Genomic DNA, 19733 nt, shown 5'->3' with positions numbered 1-19733 from the left:
TATAGGCAGAAGAAAGAAGTTATCACAAAATGTCCAAACAAGAGCAGTCGCTTTTCTTTTAAATTGGTTCGGTCGCTGGCTTGAGAATTTATTCAGCCAACGCTTTATTGGCAGTGGCCATCAACAATCGGATACGATTCAATTGATTGACGATTGAGACACCTGGATCATAATCAATGGCCGCAATGTTCGCCTGCGGGTATTGACGACGTAATTCTTTCATAACACCTTTTCCTACCACATGATTGGGCAGACAGCCAAATGGTTGCAGACAAATGATATTGTTGACATTATTTTCCAATAGATCAATCATCTCACCGGTCAAGAACCAGCCTTCTCCCGTATGATTACCAATGGAAACAATCTCGCTCGCTTGCTCCGCAAGCTGATGGATCGAATGGATACCATCAAAACGCGTTGACGCCCTCAGTGCTTTATCCATCGGTTTTTGGAGCCTTTCAATCGCCATGATCGCAAAATCAGCGATCATTTTACTTTTCTTCGCCATCCCCAAATGCTCGTAGCGCCAAATCTGATTGTAGAGGGAATAATTCATGAAGCCGACAATATCTGGTACGACCGCTTCCGCTCCTTCTGCTTCTAACAGGCGAACGACATCGTTATTGGCAGTCGGTGAATACTTCACTAAAATCTCTCCCACGACACCGACACGCGGCTTCTTGATATCTCTTATCGGCACTTGATCAAAGGCTTGAATGATTTTTTTCATATTTCGATTAAACAGACTGAAGGAGCCATTACGAACGTTTTTGGCAATTTTTTCCAGCCATTCTTGATGGAGCCGATCGACAGCCCCTGCTTCTTGCTCATACGGACGGGTGCGATAAACGACCCGTTCAAAGAGATCTCCGTATAAAAATGCCACCGCCAAACGCTTCATCATCGGTAAGGTAAAGCGAAAGCCCGGATTTGATTCAACCCCGGTGTTACCCATCGAAATAGATACCACCGGCACTTGTGGAAATCCTGCATCGTTCAGTGCTTTACGTAACAAAGGAATATAGTTCGTTGCACGACATCCGCCGCCCGTCTGAGTCATCAAAACACTGGTATTTTCAACATCATATTTTCCGCTTTGCAATGCTTCTACTAGCTGTCCAATGGAAATGATCGCCGGATAGCACGCATCATTATTGACAAAGCGTAAACCGACATTAACCGCCTCACGATCTTCACTAGGTAGACAGACCACTTGATACCCAGAAGCTTGCAAAGCAACATCGACTAACCCGCTTTGATGGATGGGACTCAACATCGGCAATAAGAGCGTGTGCTGCTTGCGCATCTCTTTGGTAAAAATGATCTTTGCCGGTTCCTCGTATTGCTTTTTAGGTACAAAGTGCTGTTTGTCCCGTTCGTTGACTGCTGCTTTCAAGGAACGCAACCGAATCCGAATTGCCCCAAGGTTCGCTCCCTCATCGATTTTCAACACCGTATATAACTTCCCATACTGCGCCATAATCTCTTCGACTTGATCAGTAGTGACTGCGTCGATCCCGCAACCGAATGAGTTTAATTGAACCAGTTCTAATTGTTTGTTTTTCGCGACCACTCGAGCTGCCGCATACAATCGCGAATGATAGACCCATTGATCCACAACCCTCAGATCGCCGACATTTGCTAAATGAGCAATACTGTCCTCAGTCAATACATGGAAGCCTTCTTGGGTAATGACTTCTGCAATCCCATGGTTGATTTCAGGATCCAAATGATATGGTCTTCCAGATAAAACGATCCCTTTTTGATTGGTCGTCATCAGCATACGTAGCGTTTCTTCTCCCCGTTGCGCAATATCTGTCTTGAACTGATCCAGCTCCTCGAAACCGCTGCGTAGGGCTTGGGCAATTTCTTCTTCTACAAAACCAAAATCTTGAAAAGTACTCGTTAAAGTTTTGACCATTGAGGCTTCATCCGCCAAATTCAAAAACGGACAGCGGTAGTCAACCGCCCCTTCACGAATCACATCGACGTTATTACGAATCACTTCTGGATAGCTTTGCACAATTGGACAGTTAAAATGATTCTCAGCGGCAGTGTTCTCTAGTCGCTCAAAAATAACACCTGGATAAAAAATCAACGGTACGTTTTGATCAATCAGTGCTTGGATGTGTCCATGGGCTAGTTTGGCTGGGTAACAAACCGTATCACTAGGAATCGTTTCAATCCCTTGCTCATATAGTTCTTTGTTGGAACGTGGCGACAAGGTTACTCGAAACCCTAACTTGGTGAAAAAGGTATGCCAAAGCGGATAATTTTCATAAAGATTCAATACTCTTGGCAGGCCGATTTCGCCATGGACGGCCTCTTTTTTACGTAAGGAACGGTACTTAAACAAGCGGCGATATTTTTCATCCACAAGATTGATTTTGCGGTCTTCTTTCTTGATTTTGATTCGCGCACCACGTTCGCAGCGATTCCCGGTAATAAATTTTCGACCGTCAGAAAAGAGGGTCACCGTCAACAAGCAATTGTTTTCGCATAGACCGCAATTCGTAAATTCTTTTTCTGCTTGGAAATCGGCCATTTCTGCTGGAGACAACAACGTACTAACATCGTCAAGGGCTGCTTCTTCTAAAGCGATCAAGGCGGCACCATACGCCCCCATCAAACCGGCGATCGATGGTCGAACGACTTCACGGCCGCTGATCAATTCAAAAGCGCGCAGAACCGCTTCGTTATAGAAAGTCCCTCCTTGGCAGACGATTTTCTCGCCGAGGTCTTCAGGTCGCCGAACCTTGATGACTTTATAGATAGCATTTTTTATGACCGAGTAAGACAAGCCGGCTGAAATGTCGCCAACAGAAGCCCCTTCTTTTTGGACCTGTTTCACTTTTGAGTTCATAAAGACGGTACAACGCGAACCAAGGTCAACCGGTGCTTGGGCTTTTGTAGCTGCCAACGCAAATTCTTTGACATCCTGATTCATAGATTTGGCAAAAGTCTCAATGAAGGAGCCGCATCCTGAGGAACAGGCTTCATTCAATTGAATCGAAGATAACGCGCCATCTTTAACCGTCATCGCCTTCATGTCTTGTCCACCGATATCTAGGATAAAATCAACCCCCGGCTGGAAATGTTCGGCAGCTTTGTAATGGGCCATCGTTTCCACTTCACCGATATCGACTTTCAGTGCATGTTTGATCAAATGCTCGCCGTAACCTGTGATCGTTGACTTTGCGATGTAAACGTCAGAAGGCATCTGACGATAAAGCTCTTGTAAAACCGCCATCGTTGTCGCTAACGGTTCACCTTCATTATTGCCATAGAAAGAAAACAATAATTCCCCTGCATCATTGATCAAAACCACTTTCGTTGTGGTTGATCCTGCATCGATGCCTAGATAAGCAGCGCCTGTATGCTCAGACAACGCTTTTTCTGTGGCCACCGCTTGAGCATGGCGAGCACGAAAAGCAGTCAATTCCTCCTCGTCTTTAAACAATGGGGCTAATGTATCAGTTGGCGCGAGTTTGCCATCTTCTCCGTTGGCTAAGCGGGCTAATAGCACGGAAAGCTGTTGCTCTTCTTCTGCATATAGTGCAGCCCCCATCGCCACAAACAGTTCTGGGTTCTCGGGAAAAATGATATCTGCTTCTTGCAGGTTCAACGTATCGATAAATCGTTGACGCAATTCCGACATAAACGTCAACGGTCCACCTAGAAAGGCTACCTTGCCTTTGATTTTACGACCAGCAGCCAAGCCAGCAATCGTTTGATTGACCACCGCTTGAAAGATACTCGCCGCAATGTCTGCTTTTGCTGCTCCTTCATTGATCAGCGGCTGCACATCGGTTTTGGCAAAGACCCCGCAGCGTGAGGCAATCGGATAAAGGGTTTGATAATCTTTGGCTAGTTCATTGACCCCATTGGCATCCGTTTTCAATAAAACCGCCATCTGATCAATAAACGCACCCGTTCCACCGGCACAACTGCCGTTCATTCGCTGCTCCAATGCCCCTTCAAAAAAGGTGATCTTCGCATCTTCGCCGCCTAACTCGATGGCCACATCGGTTTCGGGAATCACTGTCTCAACTGTTTTGGTACAAGCGATGACCTCTTGGACAAATGGGATCCGCAAAACTTCCGCCAGACCCATCCCACCTGATCCGGTAATCGCCAGCGCAAGCGGCTGATCTTCGATCACTTCTTGCGCTTCTCTAATGATTTTTTCCGCTGCTTTCTGGATATCTGCATAGTGCCGTTCATATCTTGAAAAACACGTTTGATTGCCTTCATCTAACAGAACCATCTTGACTGTTGTCGACCCGACATCGATGCCCGCTTTATATTTTTTCATTTGTTGCCTCCATCTAAACAACACTTTGTTGATTATCTAACAAGCCGTTTGTTATAATACTTATGTTCATTGTAATTCTTTTGATTGATAATTCAACAAACAATTCTAAGGAAGGTGTGGGATAAACAACAATTACCCGTTTTTTGTTGTTTATTTTGAAAGGAAATTCACAATATGAAAAAATTGGATTTACGTGTCAAACGAACCAATAAGTACATTATTGAAGCTTTTATCCGCTTAGTGGAAGAAAAAGGCTTCGAGCAAGTGACTGTCCAAAATATCGCCGATGAAGCCATGATCAACCGTGCAACCTTTTATGCCCATTACAAAGACAAACAAGACTTGTATGAAAAGATATTTGACTTGGCTGTCGAATCATTTACCGCGATTCTTGATTTTGAAGATTTTGTTCAAGGAAATCGCATCAAAATCCGCAAAATCGAAGCGGCCATGACCGAACTTTTTTTACACATTCAAAACAATCGTTCCTTTTATTTGACGATCATGGATGCCTCTGCCATTGAGATCATCCGTAAAAAGTTGGGCCTGATTTTGACTGAACGTTACCAAGAGATCTTTTCAACGTTAAGAATCACCGAAGGAGACATTGAAGTGCCCTTAGACTTCATCATTGACTATATGACCTCGATATTTGTTGGTACCTTGCATTGGTGGCTAACGGCAGAAACAACGATGACACCCGACCATCTAGCAAAACTTGTCATCAAACTGGTGGCAAACGGCCACCTGACTGTCTTGGGGATTGAGATTGAGGAATAGCTGCCAAACCCACTTTACTGGTTTGCCCAAAGAGAAGGGGGTCGCTCCCTTTTTGCGAAGAGCATTCATTTTAACAACGTTTAACCGTTTATTTTTTTCTAGAATCATGGAAAAACCCGTCCAGATCGCTTGATCACATGGACGGGTTTCTTACCGATTATTTACGTTCTTTTTGACAGATTTGCGTTCAATCAATTCGAAAGGAATGATTTCTGAGGTGATTTTTTTCCCGTTAAGAATACAGTCAAGCAGCTTTAAACAAGCGCGTTTCCCCATCTCATGAAAAGGCTGGGAAATGGTGGTCAGCGGTGGACTGACCATTGCGGCAATCCGAGAATTATCATAACCGACTACCGAAAGATCATCGGGGACGACGATCTTGTTTTCATAACAAATAGAGATAATCCCTAGTGCTGTTTCATCACTCGCACAAAACACAGCTGTAATCGGTTCTTTCCTCTCCAAATACCCGCTCATTGCACGTCTTCCAGATTGAAAACTAAAGTAGCCATAATCAATAAATTGTTTATTTACGGGAATCTGATTCTTCTCTAGGGCGTCGACATACCCTTTGATCCTAGGCACACTCGTATTTTCATCATCATAGCTTAATCCTGCCAAGCCAATATTGTAGTGCCCCTGTTTGATCAGATAATCAACAGCGGTAAAAGATGCCAAATAGTCATCCACTTTTATCGAAGGAATTTTTTTGTTTGTATCAGTACTAGAAACTAGAATAATCGGGATATTCAAGCTTTCGATCGGTGCTAAATCGTATTTAGACAAAAAAATGGAAAACACAATAATACCATCGACTCGACGTTCAGCCATAAGATCTAAACTTTTCTGAAACCCTTCTCCACCAACACCTGCATGAGTCACGATCACACTAAACCCTCTAGCGTGTGCTTCTTCTTCAATCCCCTCGATGATTTTTACATAAAAAGAGGTGTCGGAGTTCGGCATAATGATCCCCACCGTCTTTGTCGTTTTCGTTACAAGACTGATAGCAGTTTCATTCTTACGGTATCCTAACTTTTTGACTGCCGAAAGAACACGTTCTTCAACTTCTTTGCTATATCCGCCAATATTATTCAGCACTCTCGACACAGTGGCAATTGAAACGCCTGTTTCTCGAGCAATATCTTTGATAGTTGCCGCCATATCAAAACTCCTTTTATCTGCTTTCATTGCCTTTTCTTTCGATCGAATAGAAAAAGGCTTGTTCCTTCCATACTTGGCCGACAATTTCAGCCAAGTGTCTCTTCCATTCTAACAAATATTGAGAAAAAAACGATAGTTAGAAGAAGTAAAAACGACTTCTAGCTATCGTTAATCGGAGGAAAACGATGGAAATTGGTTCTAAGATACCTGCTTATTCACCCGTGATCCCAGACTTGTCGATACTTTCAACAAACCATTTCTGAACAAAAACATAGAAGAAGATCAATGGAAAAATACTCAGAATCGTTCCCGAATAGGCTACCGCCTCTGTATAACTAAGATTGGGATTGACTCCTGGATCACCTAGATTCGAGGTATTGTTGACGACATTGTTAAATTGACTTTCCAATGAATTGAGTAACATTGGAGTTGTTTGAATGTTTCCTTCTAAATAGAAAGAAGTCAACAAGGTTTCATTCCAGTACAACGCAAACGCATAGATCCCCACAATCACAAATGCAGGTCTCACCATCGGTAAGGCGATCTTATAAAAGGTTTTAAAGGCACCCGCTCCATCCAAAAAGGCTGCTTCTTCTAATGCAGTTGGGATCATTTTGAAAAACTGATAAAAGATCAAAATGAATAAAGCGGCTTGTTCTCCTTGACCCATAAGAGCTGGAAAAATCAGCGCCCCCATATTTCCGCTTAATCCTAACGTCGTAAAGAGTTGATAGCGAGGAATAAAAAACAACACCTTCGGCGCAAGATACGTAAAAAGCAACAATGAAAAGATCAGAAATTTTCCAGGTACTTGAAAACGGGCTAACCCGTATGCAATCAAAGCAGAAGAAAGCATCAGACAAACGGTCGATACTCCTGCAACAAGTACCGTAGTGAAATAGCTCCCTGGCAAACGTAACGCCCGCCACGTAAGCCGAAAATTTTCTAGATAAAATTCTGAAGGAATCCATTCGATCGAGTGATCAGCCAAATCTAAATTTGACATCAATCCTACAGTTATCATATTGATCAGCGGGAAGATAAAGACAAAACTAAGCACGATCAAGATTGCATAAATGACGATTTTTCCTAATAAGCCGTTTGTAAAATTGGTTCCCAGTAACAGTTTTTTCATTCTATGGGTATTTCCTCTTCGTCGTATCATCATTCTTAACCCGCCTTACTTTTCTTGCGTTCTTTTATGACCATATACAAAATACCAATCATTATGAATTGGAACAACGTATATAAAATAGCAATCGCTGACGCATAGCCTTCTCTTCTCGCTCCATCGTAGGTCGATTCCAGAATGATCGAAACAATCGGATTTGCTTCAAAATTCGCTAAAAAAACCACAATAAAGACGACCGCTACATTGATCAGTGGAAAAATGATTGGTAAGGTGATTTTCCAAAAACTGACCCAAGAAGAAGCACCATCGATTGATGCGGCCTCATAAATGCTCGGGTTGACATTTTGGAGGGATGCTAGAAAAATCAATACCGGAACTGCACAATACCACAATAGTTGCGCAATCATTTCAAATAATTCTGCAACCAGCAGGACAACGGCTTGTGAAGGAATAAATAAATCTAAGATATTGAGAATCACTAGATTCTCAACGATCCCTGTACCACCATACTCACTGATCATAGTCATCAATTTGCCACTTAAGATAATGATTGGTAGAAAAAAGACTAAGCGAAAGAACCAATTGCCGTGAATTTTTTGATTCAAAAGCATGGCAATAATCACCGATAAAGCGATAATCACAGGAACTTGAAACAAGGTAGCAACAAAAAAATCTTGTAAGGCAATCACGAAGTCAATATCCTGAAACAAAATTCGGTCATAGTTCTCCCAACCGACCCAATTATAACGCCAGCCAGAACGAATGCCATAGGAGACATTATGAAAGCTAAAGAAGATCGTTCGAGTAAGCGGATAGGCCACTAATGTCAGAAACCCAATGATCCATGGACTAACAAAAAGCAGCCCTGTTAATTTCTTTTTCTTTTGCATGGATAATTTCACCGTACAACGACCCCCTTTCCTTCTACTATGACTTCTCCTGTTTCAAAGGTTGTCTCATTATAGTTGATTGTTAGTGTCTTTTGATTTGCATAGGTTACTTGAACGACTCCGTCGGCTAAGAGTTGATGATCGACCATCTCACTCCCTCTGACAACTGACAAAGCTTCATCCATCGCTTCATAATAAAACATGATTCGCTCTGATAAATACTCATATTCCGAAACAGTGATCGCACTCGCCCCAGTATTTTTCATTTTGTATGCAGGCTCTCCCGTCAAGACAAATGTGGGATAAACACCAAATTCGATCAGCCGCAAAAGAGTATCTTGATCATGGGAAACACTATTAAGATACGTAGAATACATCTCTACTTGGCCACTTAAAATCAGCTGCAATAAAGGAATCGTTTCATCAATAAACACAAAACCGGAAGAGTAGATGGGTGTATCATAATACTCATCAAGATAAGGGAAAAGATACGCATTTGGTTGATAGATATTCGTTGCTATTTCAGCTGCTTCCAACCGCTCAAGCAGCTGTTTGACACTGGTCATCGTCACAAGACTACTATGGATCTGACGTTCTTCAAAAAAAGTAAATACATTGTGATCAAAACCAGCCAAAGCCAGACTTACTCCCGCAAGATCAGCGAGTGTCGTTAAATCATTTTCTAAAGATGAAGCATAGAAGTACGGACTGTTCATATAATTGAGGGTTGCCTTTTCAGGATCAAAAAATTGAAAGTCATTCCGATTTAATTTGTATGTTTGCTGATTGCTTGCATTGTGATACGTTTTTGTATAGTCGACGTAAAAATTGAAATCTACCTCGTGTTCATGAAAGTAAGCCAGTAACGCTTGGAAATCATCGTCATTGTTCAGATTTTTTTGTGGGCCAATGCCATACGTCCAACGGTCTTGCAGAAACGCTTTGGCAGTGACGGTTAATTGCTCGATGCCATTTTCTAGTAATTGTTCCGTGATAGCTTTTGCTTGAAGAGGATCTGTCAAGGTTATTTCCTCAATCCCCAAACTCCCCATCTTTACTTCATTCATCAAAAAATCGATTTTTAAAGGCAGCGATTGTTCGGGCGTTTCTTTCTCTTTGGTTTTTCCAAGCTGTTCAATAAAGCTGCGATAACTCTTTGCCAGCCCAACATAATTTGCCTCATCTTCTCGCAAGAAAACATAGCGTTGCACGACATCATACTCGTTGGGAAGCTCTTGAAAACCTAGGATATGCTGATCTTCATTGATCCGACTTTGAAATTGAGAATAGGCGGTTCGATACGTATAAGTAAAATAGGATTGATAGAAATGTGTATCCGTATTTTTGGGTCGATAGTTATACGTGGCATAGCTTTCTCCGTTTTCAGAAATGACTAAAACACCGGCACTATTCTCTTCTTTGATCACACCATAAAGAGGCAATGTCAAAAGTTCAATTGGTTTTGAAGGATAGGCACCGCCTCGAGGATTGTCCTCATATCCTTGATCTAAACCATAGACTGGTGCCGAATACCCCACCAATGACCGCGGTGTCTCATCAAGGCGAATGGTTGCTCCAGGACCATCGGGTATGACCAAATACCCCGTTTCTTCCCCTTCTGTACTAGCAAAAAAAGGATACATGATCAATTGGTTCAATGAAATATTATTGTTTCCCGGCTGCCAAAGGTTTTCATTGTATTCTTCAATACTCTCCTTCGGAATATGAACAAGAAGATCCCCGCCTTGAATAGTGACCCTCATTTCAAAACGAATCTTTTGTGAAGTAAAATCAATTGCAACAACAAAGCCATCCTCATGAAATTGGTATTCCCTCGTGACCCCTGAGTCCATCAGGGTACGCCGTCCCGGTGTGGCTCGGTCATAGGTAACGATCGAAACACCGGACTTGATATAATTGATGATTTCTTGACTATACTGCATCTCAACATAGTCTGCTTGGTAATCATAAGACGCCCACTGCTCACCATTCACCTTATCAAAGACAAGAATTGCTGCCGTCTCCTCCTCGACATACAACACGAGTTGTTCATTTTCAGCCGCTAATCGAAAAGTGTCTGGAATTTCTGATGGTGCCTCATACCTCCCCTCAGAAACGTTTGCTGCGGTATTGACAGTCACCGCCTGAAAATCATTCATCAGCGGCTCGATCGTAGGTCTTACCTCTTGCGAATCGAACAACCAAAATCCCAGTAAAACAATCACTGGTAAAAATAGTATATAAGTCAGCCATTTCTTATTCATCGGGCACTCACCTCAGTTATCACGTCTAGAATAAAGTTGATTAGCTGGCTGCCTAATGTATAAAGGACAAACACACACAATCCAATAATCAACATGGTAAAAATACTTTTGAAGATAATCGTAAAGGTCTCGCCAACTTCATAGTTGTGTAGATCTTTGATCACAAAAAATTTTAAAAATAAGACCCAAAGACCTGCAATCGCTTGTGGGAGATAAAAAAAGACGCTTTGTTCTAAAGTAAGACCATTACTCAGCAAAATCACCACTGGGAAAACAAACAATATTGGTGTCATCGCATAAGCTGTCCCATTGACACTTTGAAGAAACGTGCCTTCCCCATCATTGATCGAGCAAATCAAGTAATTCGATACCATCCATAACAAGACGACAAAAATGAAGGTTGCTAGCTCATACAAAAGATAAGGATTATCTGCTACAAAGATCACATTCGTCCATTGATGGTACATGAGAAACAAACCGATGTAGAGAAGAAAGAGAATCATAGAGAAGAACACGGATACCCGTTTGCGACGCTTGATCGTATAGATCCCATCAAAAATTGCTTGATGAAACTCGAAAATAAACAAAAAATTATCGACGAATTTATACTTTTTCAGCCATTGAAGCTTATGAGTGAGTGAAATAGAACGCCGACTAAATTTCTTCACCAATCGCCATAAACTCCACAATATCAATCCAACCATCATCAAGACAAACAACGTATTTAAATTGGCACTCAACCAGTCTTGTCGAATCTCCCAAAAAGCCGCTGATATTCCTGGTGTAAACTCAGCACTCATAAATTCTTGGTACGCCAACTGTGCTTCACCTTCTCGCAAGTAAGCGTTACCCAATCCGATCCGTGCATTATCAAACACTGAATTATAATTCAAGGTATATTCCCAAAGTTCTTGACTGACTCGGTACTCTCCTTGTTGATAACTACTCATGGCTTGATGGACCGCTTCGGTGAAACGAGTGCGTTCATACTTCACTAGCGAAGCGGCTCCTTGATCGACGACGATCAGCTCATTTTCGGACGTTGCTGCAATACTCGTAGGTCGGCTTAAAATCCCGAAACGACTAGAGATCACATCATTCCCTCCAAATACGAAGAGCAACTGCCCTTGAGAATCGTACTCATAGATCCAACCATCTGAAGAAACTGCATAAACACTGTCCTGCTGACCGACCCAAATACTTTCCATATTAAACTCACCTAACAAATTGTCTGGAAAATAATTGGTCCCTGCAACGTTAAACTTTTTGATCGCACCATTTGCCAACGAAGAGGTCACCGTGTAAACAAATCCTTTTTGGTCAATACTCACATCCGCGATAATGTTTGGAAAGACAGTTTCCATCGCTTGTTGCTGCGTTTCTGTTAAAAAGAAGGAACGGATTTGATCTAAGAGGGGGACATTTAAGGGATTGGCACCAAAAAAAGTCACGAACTCTCCTGCACGATTTAGCATAATCAAGCCATTACTTGATTCAGAACTTCGAACATAGATGTTCCCTCGCATATCCACCGCAAGATGCGTCGGTAAGAAAGGATAGCCTTCATTGAATACAGGTGCATCTGGCGTACCAATTTCTTGTAATAATTCATGGCTCTCTTTGTCATATGAGAAAATTTTATTTTGGCTCGTATCTACTGCATAAATAATATCTTCTGTCACGAAAGTACTATGTACTTCCACTAATTCTTCACTCTCTAGAAATCCTTGATAGGACAACGTTTTATCAAGAATGATGACTTGATTCAGCCCCGTATCAGAAATATAAACATTGTCTTCATTATCAACAAAAACATGATTTGGTTCGACAAATGAATGACCATCAAACGCTGTGATTTCTTTTGCAGGTGTATAGGCTGTTTGGGTCCGCAAAAAATAATTTTCACTATCCGTCGTAAAAGTAAAATATGGAACCTCTTGGGCAACGGCTTTATTCGGTAAAATAGTTGCGAAGACCATAACAAATAAAATAAGCATCGTCATCTTTTTCATATCACTTGATCCCCGTATGCGCCATTGAATTCATGACTTTATTTTGTAAAATGATAAACAACAATAAATTAGGGACAAACATAATCAGTCCACCAACCGCTTCGACACCCGCACTTGCGACGACATTTCCCGTTTGCGAAGATAGGGTCGACATATAAAACGGAAGCGTACGGATAGTTTCACTATCCATAAAAATCGCTGAAGCTTCTACGTTGCCCCATACGGACTGAAACGTCAACAACGAAACAGTGATCAGTGCTGGTTTGATCATCGGCATGATAATACTCCAATAAATTCGGGCGAAGCTTGCTCCATCCATTTTAGCTGCTTCGATCAAAGAATCTGGGATCTGATCGATAAATTGCTTCAATAAAAACAAGCCGACAGGCATTGCCAACATTGGGATAATATGTGCCCAAATCGAGTTGTATAAGCCCAATTGAACAATGATCAGAAATCGGGGGATCGCCACCGCAACCGGAACGAACATCAGCGCCAAAGTATTGATTTTATTGAAGGTCTCCTTACCTTTAAAATGCAGTTTAGACAATGCAAAGGCAGCAGAGGAACTGATCAACAACGTCAAGACAATCAACGTGAACGCTACGAATAAACTATTGAATAAATAGCGGCTCATTGGTATGCCTGACTGATTGGAAAAATTGGTCAGTAGTTGAAAGTTTTCTAATGTGGGTTGTCGAACAAAAAAAGTCGGCGGATAAGCAAATAACTCGGTAAAAGGTTTAAATGCATGATTCACAATAAAGATCACTGGTAACCCCATGATCAATGAGACGAAGACCAAAAGTACATGTATTTTTAGTTGATCCTTATGAAATCGCTGCGGATTCACTTTGACGGGACTGGACATCTTTTCACCACTCTCTAAATAATAATTTTAGTTTTCACTAAACAGCTTATAGCTGACACGATTAAATAGAATCACAAGAAGTAATAGCACAACTGTAACAGCTGAGGCATAGCCTAACTCATACCGGGTAAAGCCAAAATCTTGGGCATGATCGACGATCAACCAGCCGGAATATTGAGGTGGTGGATTGCCACCACTCAAAGCTGCCGCCAAGCCAGCTGTGTTAAACGTGCCAACGATGGCCATGACTGCGCCAAATAGCATTTGTGGCTTCATGGAAGGAATGGTAATAAAGAAGACTTCCTGCCATCTATTTTTCACTCCATCAATACTTCCTGCTTCATAAAGTGAGCGATCGATATTCAATAACCCGCCTAGCATAGCTAAAAAGCCGACCCCCATGCTACTCCAGATCCCGATAAAAATCATAATGACAAATAAAATCGTTGGCTGTTGTAAAAATTGAATCGGCTCTCGCACAATGCCCCACTCTAAGAGCCAATGATTCAAGTAGCCGGTCTCATCACCACTGAATAAAACCCGCCAAACTGTCCCCATCATGATGGAGCCTGTAATCGAAGGTGAGTAAATGATCACTGTATAAATGGTCCGCATTCGATGGGTAACTTGCGAAATATTCCAGGCGAGAAAAAAAGCGAGCATATAGCCGACAGGCCCAACAATCACACCATACAAAATCGTATTCATCAGCGCATTTTGTAAAAAGATCGTATCTCCCATAATCAAATCAATGTAATTTTGAAACCCGATGAATTCTGGAAATTGAACAGTATTGAAATAGGTAAAGGACAAAAGAAATGCGACGATGACTGGCAATAAAATTAACAAGCCAAATAATAGCGCATAAGGCGAAAGAAAGAGAAACGATGAATTCAGCAGACGATCTAGCCAGCGATACTCTTTTTTGGCTGTCTTTTGATTTGATTTAGTTATCCCCATCATGACTTGGTATCCACCTTTCAATTGTTTCTAGTACGGGAACATTAAAAGGCCGAACCAAGACGTCTTCTTGGATATACCCAAACTCCCTCAATTTTCTTTCCAACTCTTTGTCGATTATCCTGACCGCATGATCGATGGCGATCCGCGGATTCTCTCCATCGAGAACTACTTTGTTCCAAGCATTGCTAAGCTCTCTTTCTACAATATAATCACCGGGAACTCTCCCTGTTGTTTGAATCCATTGCCATTGCTCTAAAATCACTTGCTTTGATTCTTGCGGCCAAGCACTTGCTTTGAATCCTTCTAGGTTGGCTGGCAAATAGAGAAATTGGTGTCCCAGAGTCGCCTGCAGATCATAGGAGAACGTCGCCTGTGTTTGGCTGCTGTTCCACCATTGTAAGAAAGACCAGCTTTCTGCTTTTTTCTCACTATCGCTAAAAATAATCGACGCAGAACCATAGGTAGGATCCCATCGTTCGATCTCTCCACTGTCATTTTCGATCCCAGGAATTGGGATCATCCCCCACTGACCGGCAATTTCAGGCGCTGCATGCTTCAATTGCACATAGAGATTAGCATCGCCGATCCCAATAGGAGTTTTCCCATCACGAAAACTCTGATAGAATTGCGCAGTAGTCAAGGGCATGTTGTAGACTGTAAAAAGACTGGTCATAAAATCAAACGCTTCATAGGAACCACCTAAATGAATCTCCGTCTGACTCCCAGTGTCATCGAACAACCGCCCGCCATACTGATAAATAAACGGCGTGGTCGTGTCGAATCCTTTATGTGAACTGTCGGATCCTAAAGGGATATAAATATTCATATCGTATCTTTGTAATAATGGAATGATGCTGATCATTTCTTCCCATGTTTGCGGTGGTTCTTCTCCGATCATCTCCAACAGATCCTTACGGTAATAAAGTAACTTGACTGTCTGTGTTTCTGGAATCGCATAGACTCCTTCGTCATAGATATATTGCGTAAAGGAATTTGGGTTGTATTCAGCGGTAAGCTGCTCAAATCCTTCCAGCTCACTTAGATCTTCGATGATTCCTCGCAGTCCCAACTCAAAAGGCATCCCATGACTGACACTTAAGGCCGCATCCGGCACACTTCCTGCAGCATTGTTTAAGATGATTCGTTGTTCATCAGGCAACAAGGATAAATTCACTTGGATGCCCGTTTTAGGTGTAAATTCTTCATCAACAAGTCGCTGAATGATCTCTAAATTTAAACGCGATTGATTGACCCAAACCTCTATTGCTTCTCCCTCAGTTTCATTTATTTGACGATATCTTGGATTGATAAACGTATAAGCAAATGCCTTTACGCTTTCCAAAGCTGTGGTAAAAATCCCTACTCGCTCCCTTGGCAGTTCGACATTCGCATCATGGATAAAAATTCGATCCATTGATAAGGGACTAGCAATTAAAGTTGGTAAGACAGATTGGATCCTTCCGTAGGCCGAGGAGTAGCCTTGATTAAAACGGGTTAAATAATGAGGCAATGTATCCGGCTGTTCATAGAAACTCTCGACCATAGCGATTGCAACCGCTAATTCTGTCAAAATCGGTAATTTTTCATTGCCTAATAAATCGATCAACACTTCTCTTTGTGCGTTCAATCCATCTAGGATCTCTGCTAATGATGTTTTGAGTTCTGGGAAATAGGTTTCGATCCGCCAGTCTCTCTGACGATCAACCAATCCACCCGTCAAGCGCACCACTTCCGCACCGATGCCATCCATCTTTGCCAGTAATGCCAACAATTCATGGTATGGTGCTGCAACAAGCGTGCTGTCAATGACAAGCGATAGCGTATGTTGTCCCTCTTCTAAATAAAATAAAAAGGCGTTTCCCTCATCATCACTCAGTGTTTCATGGATCCACTTATTTGAATAATCAAAGGAATAAGTACTCAATTCTTCAAACGGAACTTCGCCATTTAACTCGATTCGTCTTCTAGCAGGCATTCCGTTATTCATGTTTTGTAAGTATTTGAAGGTGATTTGGTAAAAGCCACTCTCTTCCACAGTCAAAACATACGACACTTGGTCCCCAGGCTCAGAAAAAGAAGCACCATCTAAAACATTCAATAATCGGGTTTGATAGTCATAGGGACTTAATGCTGGGTTACGAAGATATTGACCGCGGATACTTCTTCGACTTTTAGTCACAGGATTTTCTGTCTCGATCGTCAATAATTGTTGATCATTTTGTTTTGATGCGCCTTCGTGCACGACAAGATATTCCTCATAGGAAAGGATGGATCGTTGCGTGTTCTTGATAATGATATCTCCTAGTAAAATAGCTCCTTCAATCAATTCGAAGGAAAGCGTGTTCTCACCTTCTGTTAGTTCAAACTTCAACGGATCAGCAAAGAAATGATTTGGGTCTTTCAATGGTTGTTGGTCCCATTCCCCAGCTAGCTCTGATCGCACCTGAAGCTGATCGCCATAACGATCAAATTGAATTGCAGATTCCTCGTGCGCTTGTTGCCATTGCAAGGGCAACGTTAAGGCGTTCATCTCATTAAACTGAGTCGTATCGTTGATTTCGAAGGACAGTTCTGGGTTTAAAAATGTCTGCTCTTCTACACGGTAATCCAGCCAAACCTCATACAAACCCCCAACAGGCGCATTGATGGTCAACTCGATTTTATCTCCAGCTTGAAGATTCGTGACATATCCCTCATAGTTCTTACTCTGAGAAGGAGGCACCAATTCACCACCCAGGCGCTCTTGCGCTAAGTTAACTGACTCCTCAGTAGGTATTTCAAGCCCTTCTCGTAATCGTTCCATCGTTACCGCATAGTAATGATCTGCTTCGTGGGAAAAAGCCATTAATTCTTCCGTACTCCTTAGATCACTCCGACTTACTTCCTTTTCTTGTTCGGTATCATTTCTAGAAAAAAGAACGGATGCCAATACGATCACTGTTGTGATGCCGATTGACCAGGCTATTTGAAACATACTTCTTTTTTTCTTTGTCATAGAATCCCAACCTATCACTCATTTTTTGATGTAAGGAAACCTTGTTATGGTTCAAATGACCATAACAAGGTAGGTACTGATAGAAGTGATCAACGATTGTATTGTCGTAAGTATTCTTCGATCTGTTCATTGATTCTGCGGTCCCATTCGCTAGCGATGTCACTATAGCGAACTCCTTCATCCTTGATTTGATGCATGATTTCCCAAGGATCAACATCCCCTTGGACATTAGAGAAACCAGGCATTTGTCTCGGATAAGCGACAGGGTTAGATAATTGTTGCTGGAAGGCTTCTTCTTTAAAAGCGGCGAAATTGTAGTTAGCTAATCCACTCTCTTCATCGAACCCTTTTACCAATGGATGATTCGCTAACACCGTTGGATTAGTCGTAATTGGCCATCCTTGAATGAAGTCCATCAAACGATCCTCAGCTCGTAATGGTGCATCTTCTGGAAGACCTGAGTATTCATCGATCAAGGCCCATCTTGAAAGTAAGCCTTCCTCGCCATAAGTTAGCCACTTCAACAGCTCAAACGCCGCCTGAGCCTTCACCGGATCATCTTCTAACTGACTAGAGATACTAAAAGTATCATAGTAACCAGGAATGTATGTTTCGCCACGAGGAGCAGTTGGCATTGGATAAATATCGATCTCCATGTCTCGTGTTTCAATCAATTCAGAGACATCGCCGCTTAATGCCCACAACCAACCACTTTCTAAGACTTGCAAGCCATCACCAAATGCCCAACTCAAGTTGCCGACTTTTGCAACTCGTTCTTCTTCACTGAGATCATAAAAATGCAATCCTTCGATCGCTTCACGGGCAAATCGCTCATAGTACTCGCCAAAGTTTGTCGCACTAGCTAAATCCCATCGTTCTGTTTCAATATTGAACCCTTTCCACCCATTGGGAATATCATCAAAATAATTAGGTCCTATTTCCCCAAACCCAACAACGCCGGGAAAGATCGGGCTATTGGCTGTCAAAACTGCAATTTCACTTCGAAGCTCTTCATACTCTTCATAACTCCAGTTATAATCTGGAATCGAGAGATTATTTTCTCTCAAAAGACGTGTATTCACTAATACATATTGGGAAACAGACTGCCAAGCCAAGCCATAGATTTCTTCACCATCATGGGTACGTAAAAACTCCATCGCATTATCAGAGATCCATTGCGCTTCATCATCTGCTTCTAAATAAGGTGTTAAATCAAGCGTAAACTCACGATCATAAACTTCAGCAGACATCGGCGAAAAGTAAATGTCTGGTAAGTCATTGTCTTGCGCACGAGCATTCAGCATTTCCAATTGTTCAAAGTTTCCATTCTCGCCATTGGCAAATTGCGCATCGCGAATAACGTTGATATTTGGATACTTCTCCATAAATTTCTCAATATTTAACCACATTGGATTTTCGCTATTTTCTTCCCCATAATAGCGGCTGGCAAAAACCAGATCAATCTCCTCTTCTTGCCATGCCAAATCCCCTTCTTCATCAGATGTAACATGGTTTCCAGATTCTGTGGTATCTGGATCATTGGAATTACTACAAGCTCCTAAAAGGAATAAACTTGAGAACAAACAGACCGACCTTACTATTTTGCTTTTTTTCATACAAAACACTCCTCATTTATATTTTTGTCTTTTATTTTTCTTATGGAAATGGAGGTACTTTCCTTAAGGACTTAAAAAATCACTTTTAGTTAAACGTTTACGTAAGCAATACGTAAACGTTTAACTATTATTCACTACTTGCTTCATTTGCTTCCAATCTACTTCTAGCTTTGCAATGCACGCTCTTAAACGATAGAGATTAGGACGTTATTGCCTTTTTCTCCTGATTCTTCTGTTTATCAGGATGCCGAAGTATGTGATTACCTGTCATCCTCTTTCTTTTGATAAATAATCTACCCAAGCGAGGATGAAGCAAGGACTTTTGGCTCTTCTTTTAGCCCACAACTGACGATAGAAAAGCCTCTCTAACCTATGAAAGCGCTTAAGATATAAATCAATAGTACCATATGATAACAGATACTCAATATAAAACTTATAATTTGTATAAATAACCCACCTATTTCGTTTAACATATCAGAATATTTTCGTCTAAAAGAGTCTTAAACAATTACAAAAATACTTTTTTAAGACGATTTTAATGAAATCGAAAAAAACCGATTAATAATAATATAACATAACATTCTATAGACGACCTGAACGATTAATTAATCAAACCATTTAACTCCTGCTGCTTGTTGGTTTTCTATTTCAGGCAACAAAAAAAGCATTGATGCTTGCATCATGCTTTTTTCTCATTTTCTTCTACTCATTAAAAATTTGTTATTGTTGAA

11 protein-coding genes are annotated in these 19733 nt (G+C 41.5%); 1 reads left to right on the top strand and 10 read right to left on the bottom strand.

Annotated elements, in window-relative coordinates; genetic code table 11:
• Positions 1-88 precede the first annotated feature (88 nt).
• Positions 89-4315 (bottom strand): acyl-CoA dehydratase activase-related protein, encoded by a 4227-nt coding sequence (locus IGI86_RS04230; RefSeq protein WP_430617764.1) that lies wholly within the window; start codon positions 4313-4315, stop codon positions 89-91.
• 174 nt (positions 4316-4489) lie between these two features.
• Here IGI86_RS04230 and IGI86_RS04225 point away from each other — a divergent pair, with 174 nt between their 5' ends.
• Positions 4490-5095 (top strand): TetR/AcrR family transcriptional regulator, encoded by a 606-nt coding sequence (locus tag IGI86_RS04225; protein WP_005237309.1) that lies wholly within the window; start codon positions 4490-4492, stop codon positions 5093-5095.
• Between the two features lie 150 nt (positions 5096-5245).
• On the opposite strand, the gene IGI86_RS04220 is transcribed toward IGI86_RS04225, so the two are convergent.
• The 9 genes from IGI86_RS04220 to IGI86_RS04180 all read right to left on the bottom strand — a co-directional run bounded on the left by IGI86_RS04220 (position 5246) and on the right by IGI86_RS04180 (position 19002).
• The gene (locus tag IGI86_RS04220) at positions 5246-6259 is read right to left on the bottom strand and encodes a LacI family DNA-binding transcriptional regulator (RefSeq protein ID WP_244733279.1); all 1014 of its coding nucleotides are present in this window, start codon (positions 6257-6259) and stop codon (positions 5246-5248) included.
• 211 nt (positions 6260-6470) lie between these two features.
• Entirely contained in the window at positions 6471-7394 is a 924-nt protein-coding gene (locus IGI86_RS04215) for a carbohydrate ABC transporter permease (protein ID WP_016613811.1), read from the bottom strand.
• Positions 7395-7429: 35 nt separating this feature from the next.
• Positions 7430-8293, bottom strand: a complete 864-nt coding sequence (locus tag IGI86_RS04210; RefSeq protein WP_139843242.1) for a carbohydrate ABC transporter permease — start codon at positions 8291-8293, stop codon at positions 7430-7432.
• Positions 8290-10545, bottom strand: coding sequence for a DUF5696 domain-containing protein (locus tag IGI86_RS04205; RefSeq protein WP_430617763.1), 2256 nt, complete (start codon positions 10543-10545; stop codon positions 8290-8292). Before IGI86_RS04205 ends, IGI86_RS04210 begins: the two co-directional genes overlap by 4 nt.
• On the bottom strand, positions 10542-12557 hold the full coding sequence (locus IGI86_RS04200) for a hypothetical protein (RefSeq protein WP_429972443.1): 2016 nt from the start codon (positions 12555-12557) through the stop codon (positions 10542-10544). The genes IGI86_RS04205 and IGI86_RS04200 overlap by 4 nt, the downstream gene beginning before the upstream one ends.
• Position 12558: 1 nt before the next feature.
• A complete protein-coding gene (locus IGI86_RS04195) occupies positions 12559-13428 on the bottom strand; it encodes a carbohydrate ABC transporter permease (RefSeq protein WP_005237316.1) in 870 nt (289 codons plus the stop codon).
• Positions 13429-13455: 27 nt separating this feature from the next.
• On the bottom strand, positions 13456-14391 hold the full coding sequence (locus IGI86_RS04190; protein WP_430617762.1) for a carbohydrate ABC transporter permease: 936 nt from the start codon (positions 14389-14391) through the stop codon (positions 13456-13458).
• The gene (locus IGI86_RS04185; protein ID WP_430617761.1) at positions 14375-17386 is read right to left on the bottom strand and encodes an extracellular solute-binding protein; all 3012 of its coding nucleotides are present in this window, start codon (positions 17384-17386) and stop codon (positions 14375-14377) included. Before IGI86_RS04185 ends, IGI86_RS04190 begins: the two co-directional genes overlap by 17 nt.
• An 89-nt stretch (positions 17387-17475) precedes the next feature.
• On the bottom strand, positions 17476-19002 hold the full coding sequence (locus tag IGI86_RS04180; RefSeq protein WP_005237319.1) for an ABC transporter substrate-binding protein: 1527 nt from the start codon (positions 19000-19002) through the stop codon (positions 17476-17478).
• Positions 19003-19733 lie beyond the last annotated feature (731 nt).

Origin of the sequence: Enterococcus sp. AZ188 (assembly GCF_050544075.1) — a bacterium.
GTDB lineage: Bacteria > Bacillota > Bacilli > Lactobacillales > Enterococcaceae > Enterococcus_D > Enterococcus_D entomosocium.
Note: the sequence above shows the minus strand (reverse complement) of the source record. Positions and strands in the feature narration are given on the sequence as shown.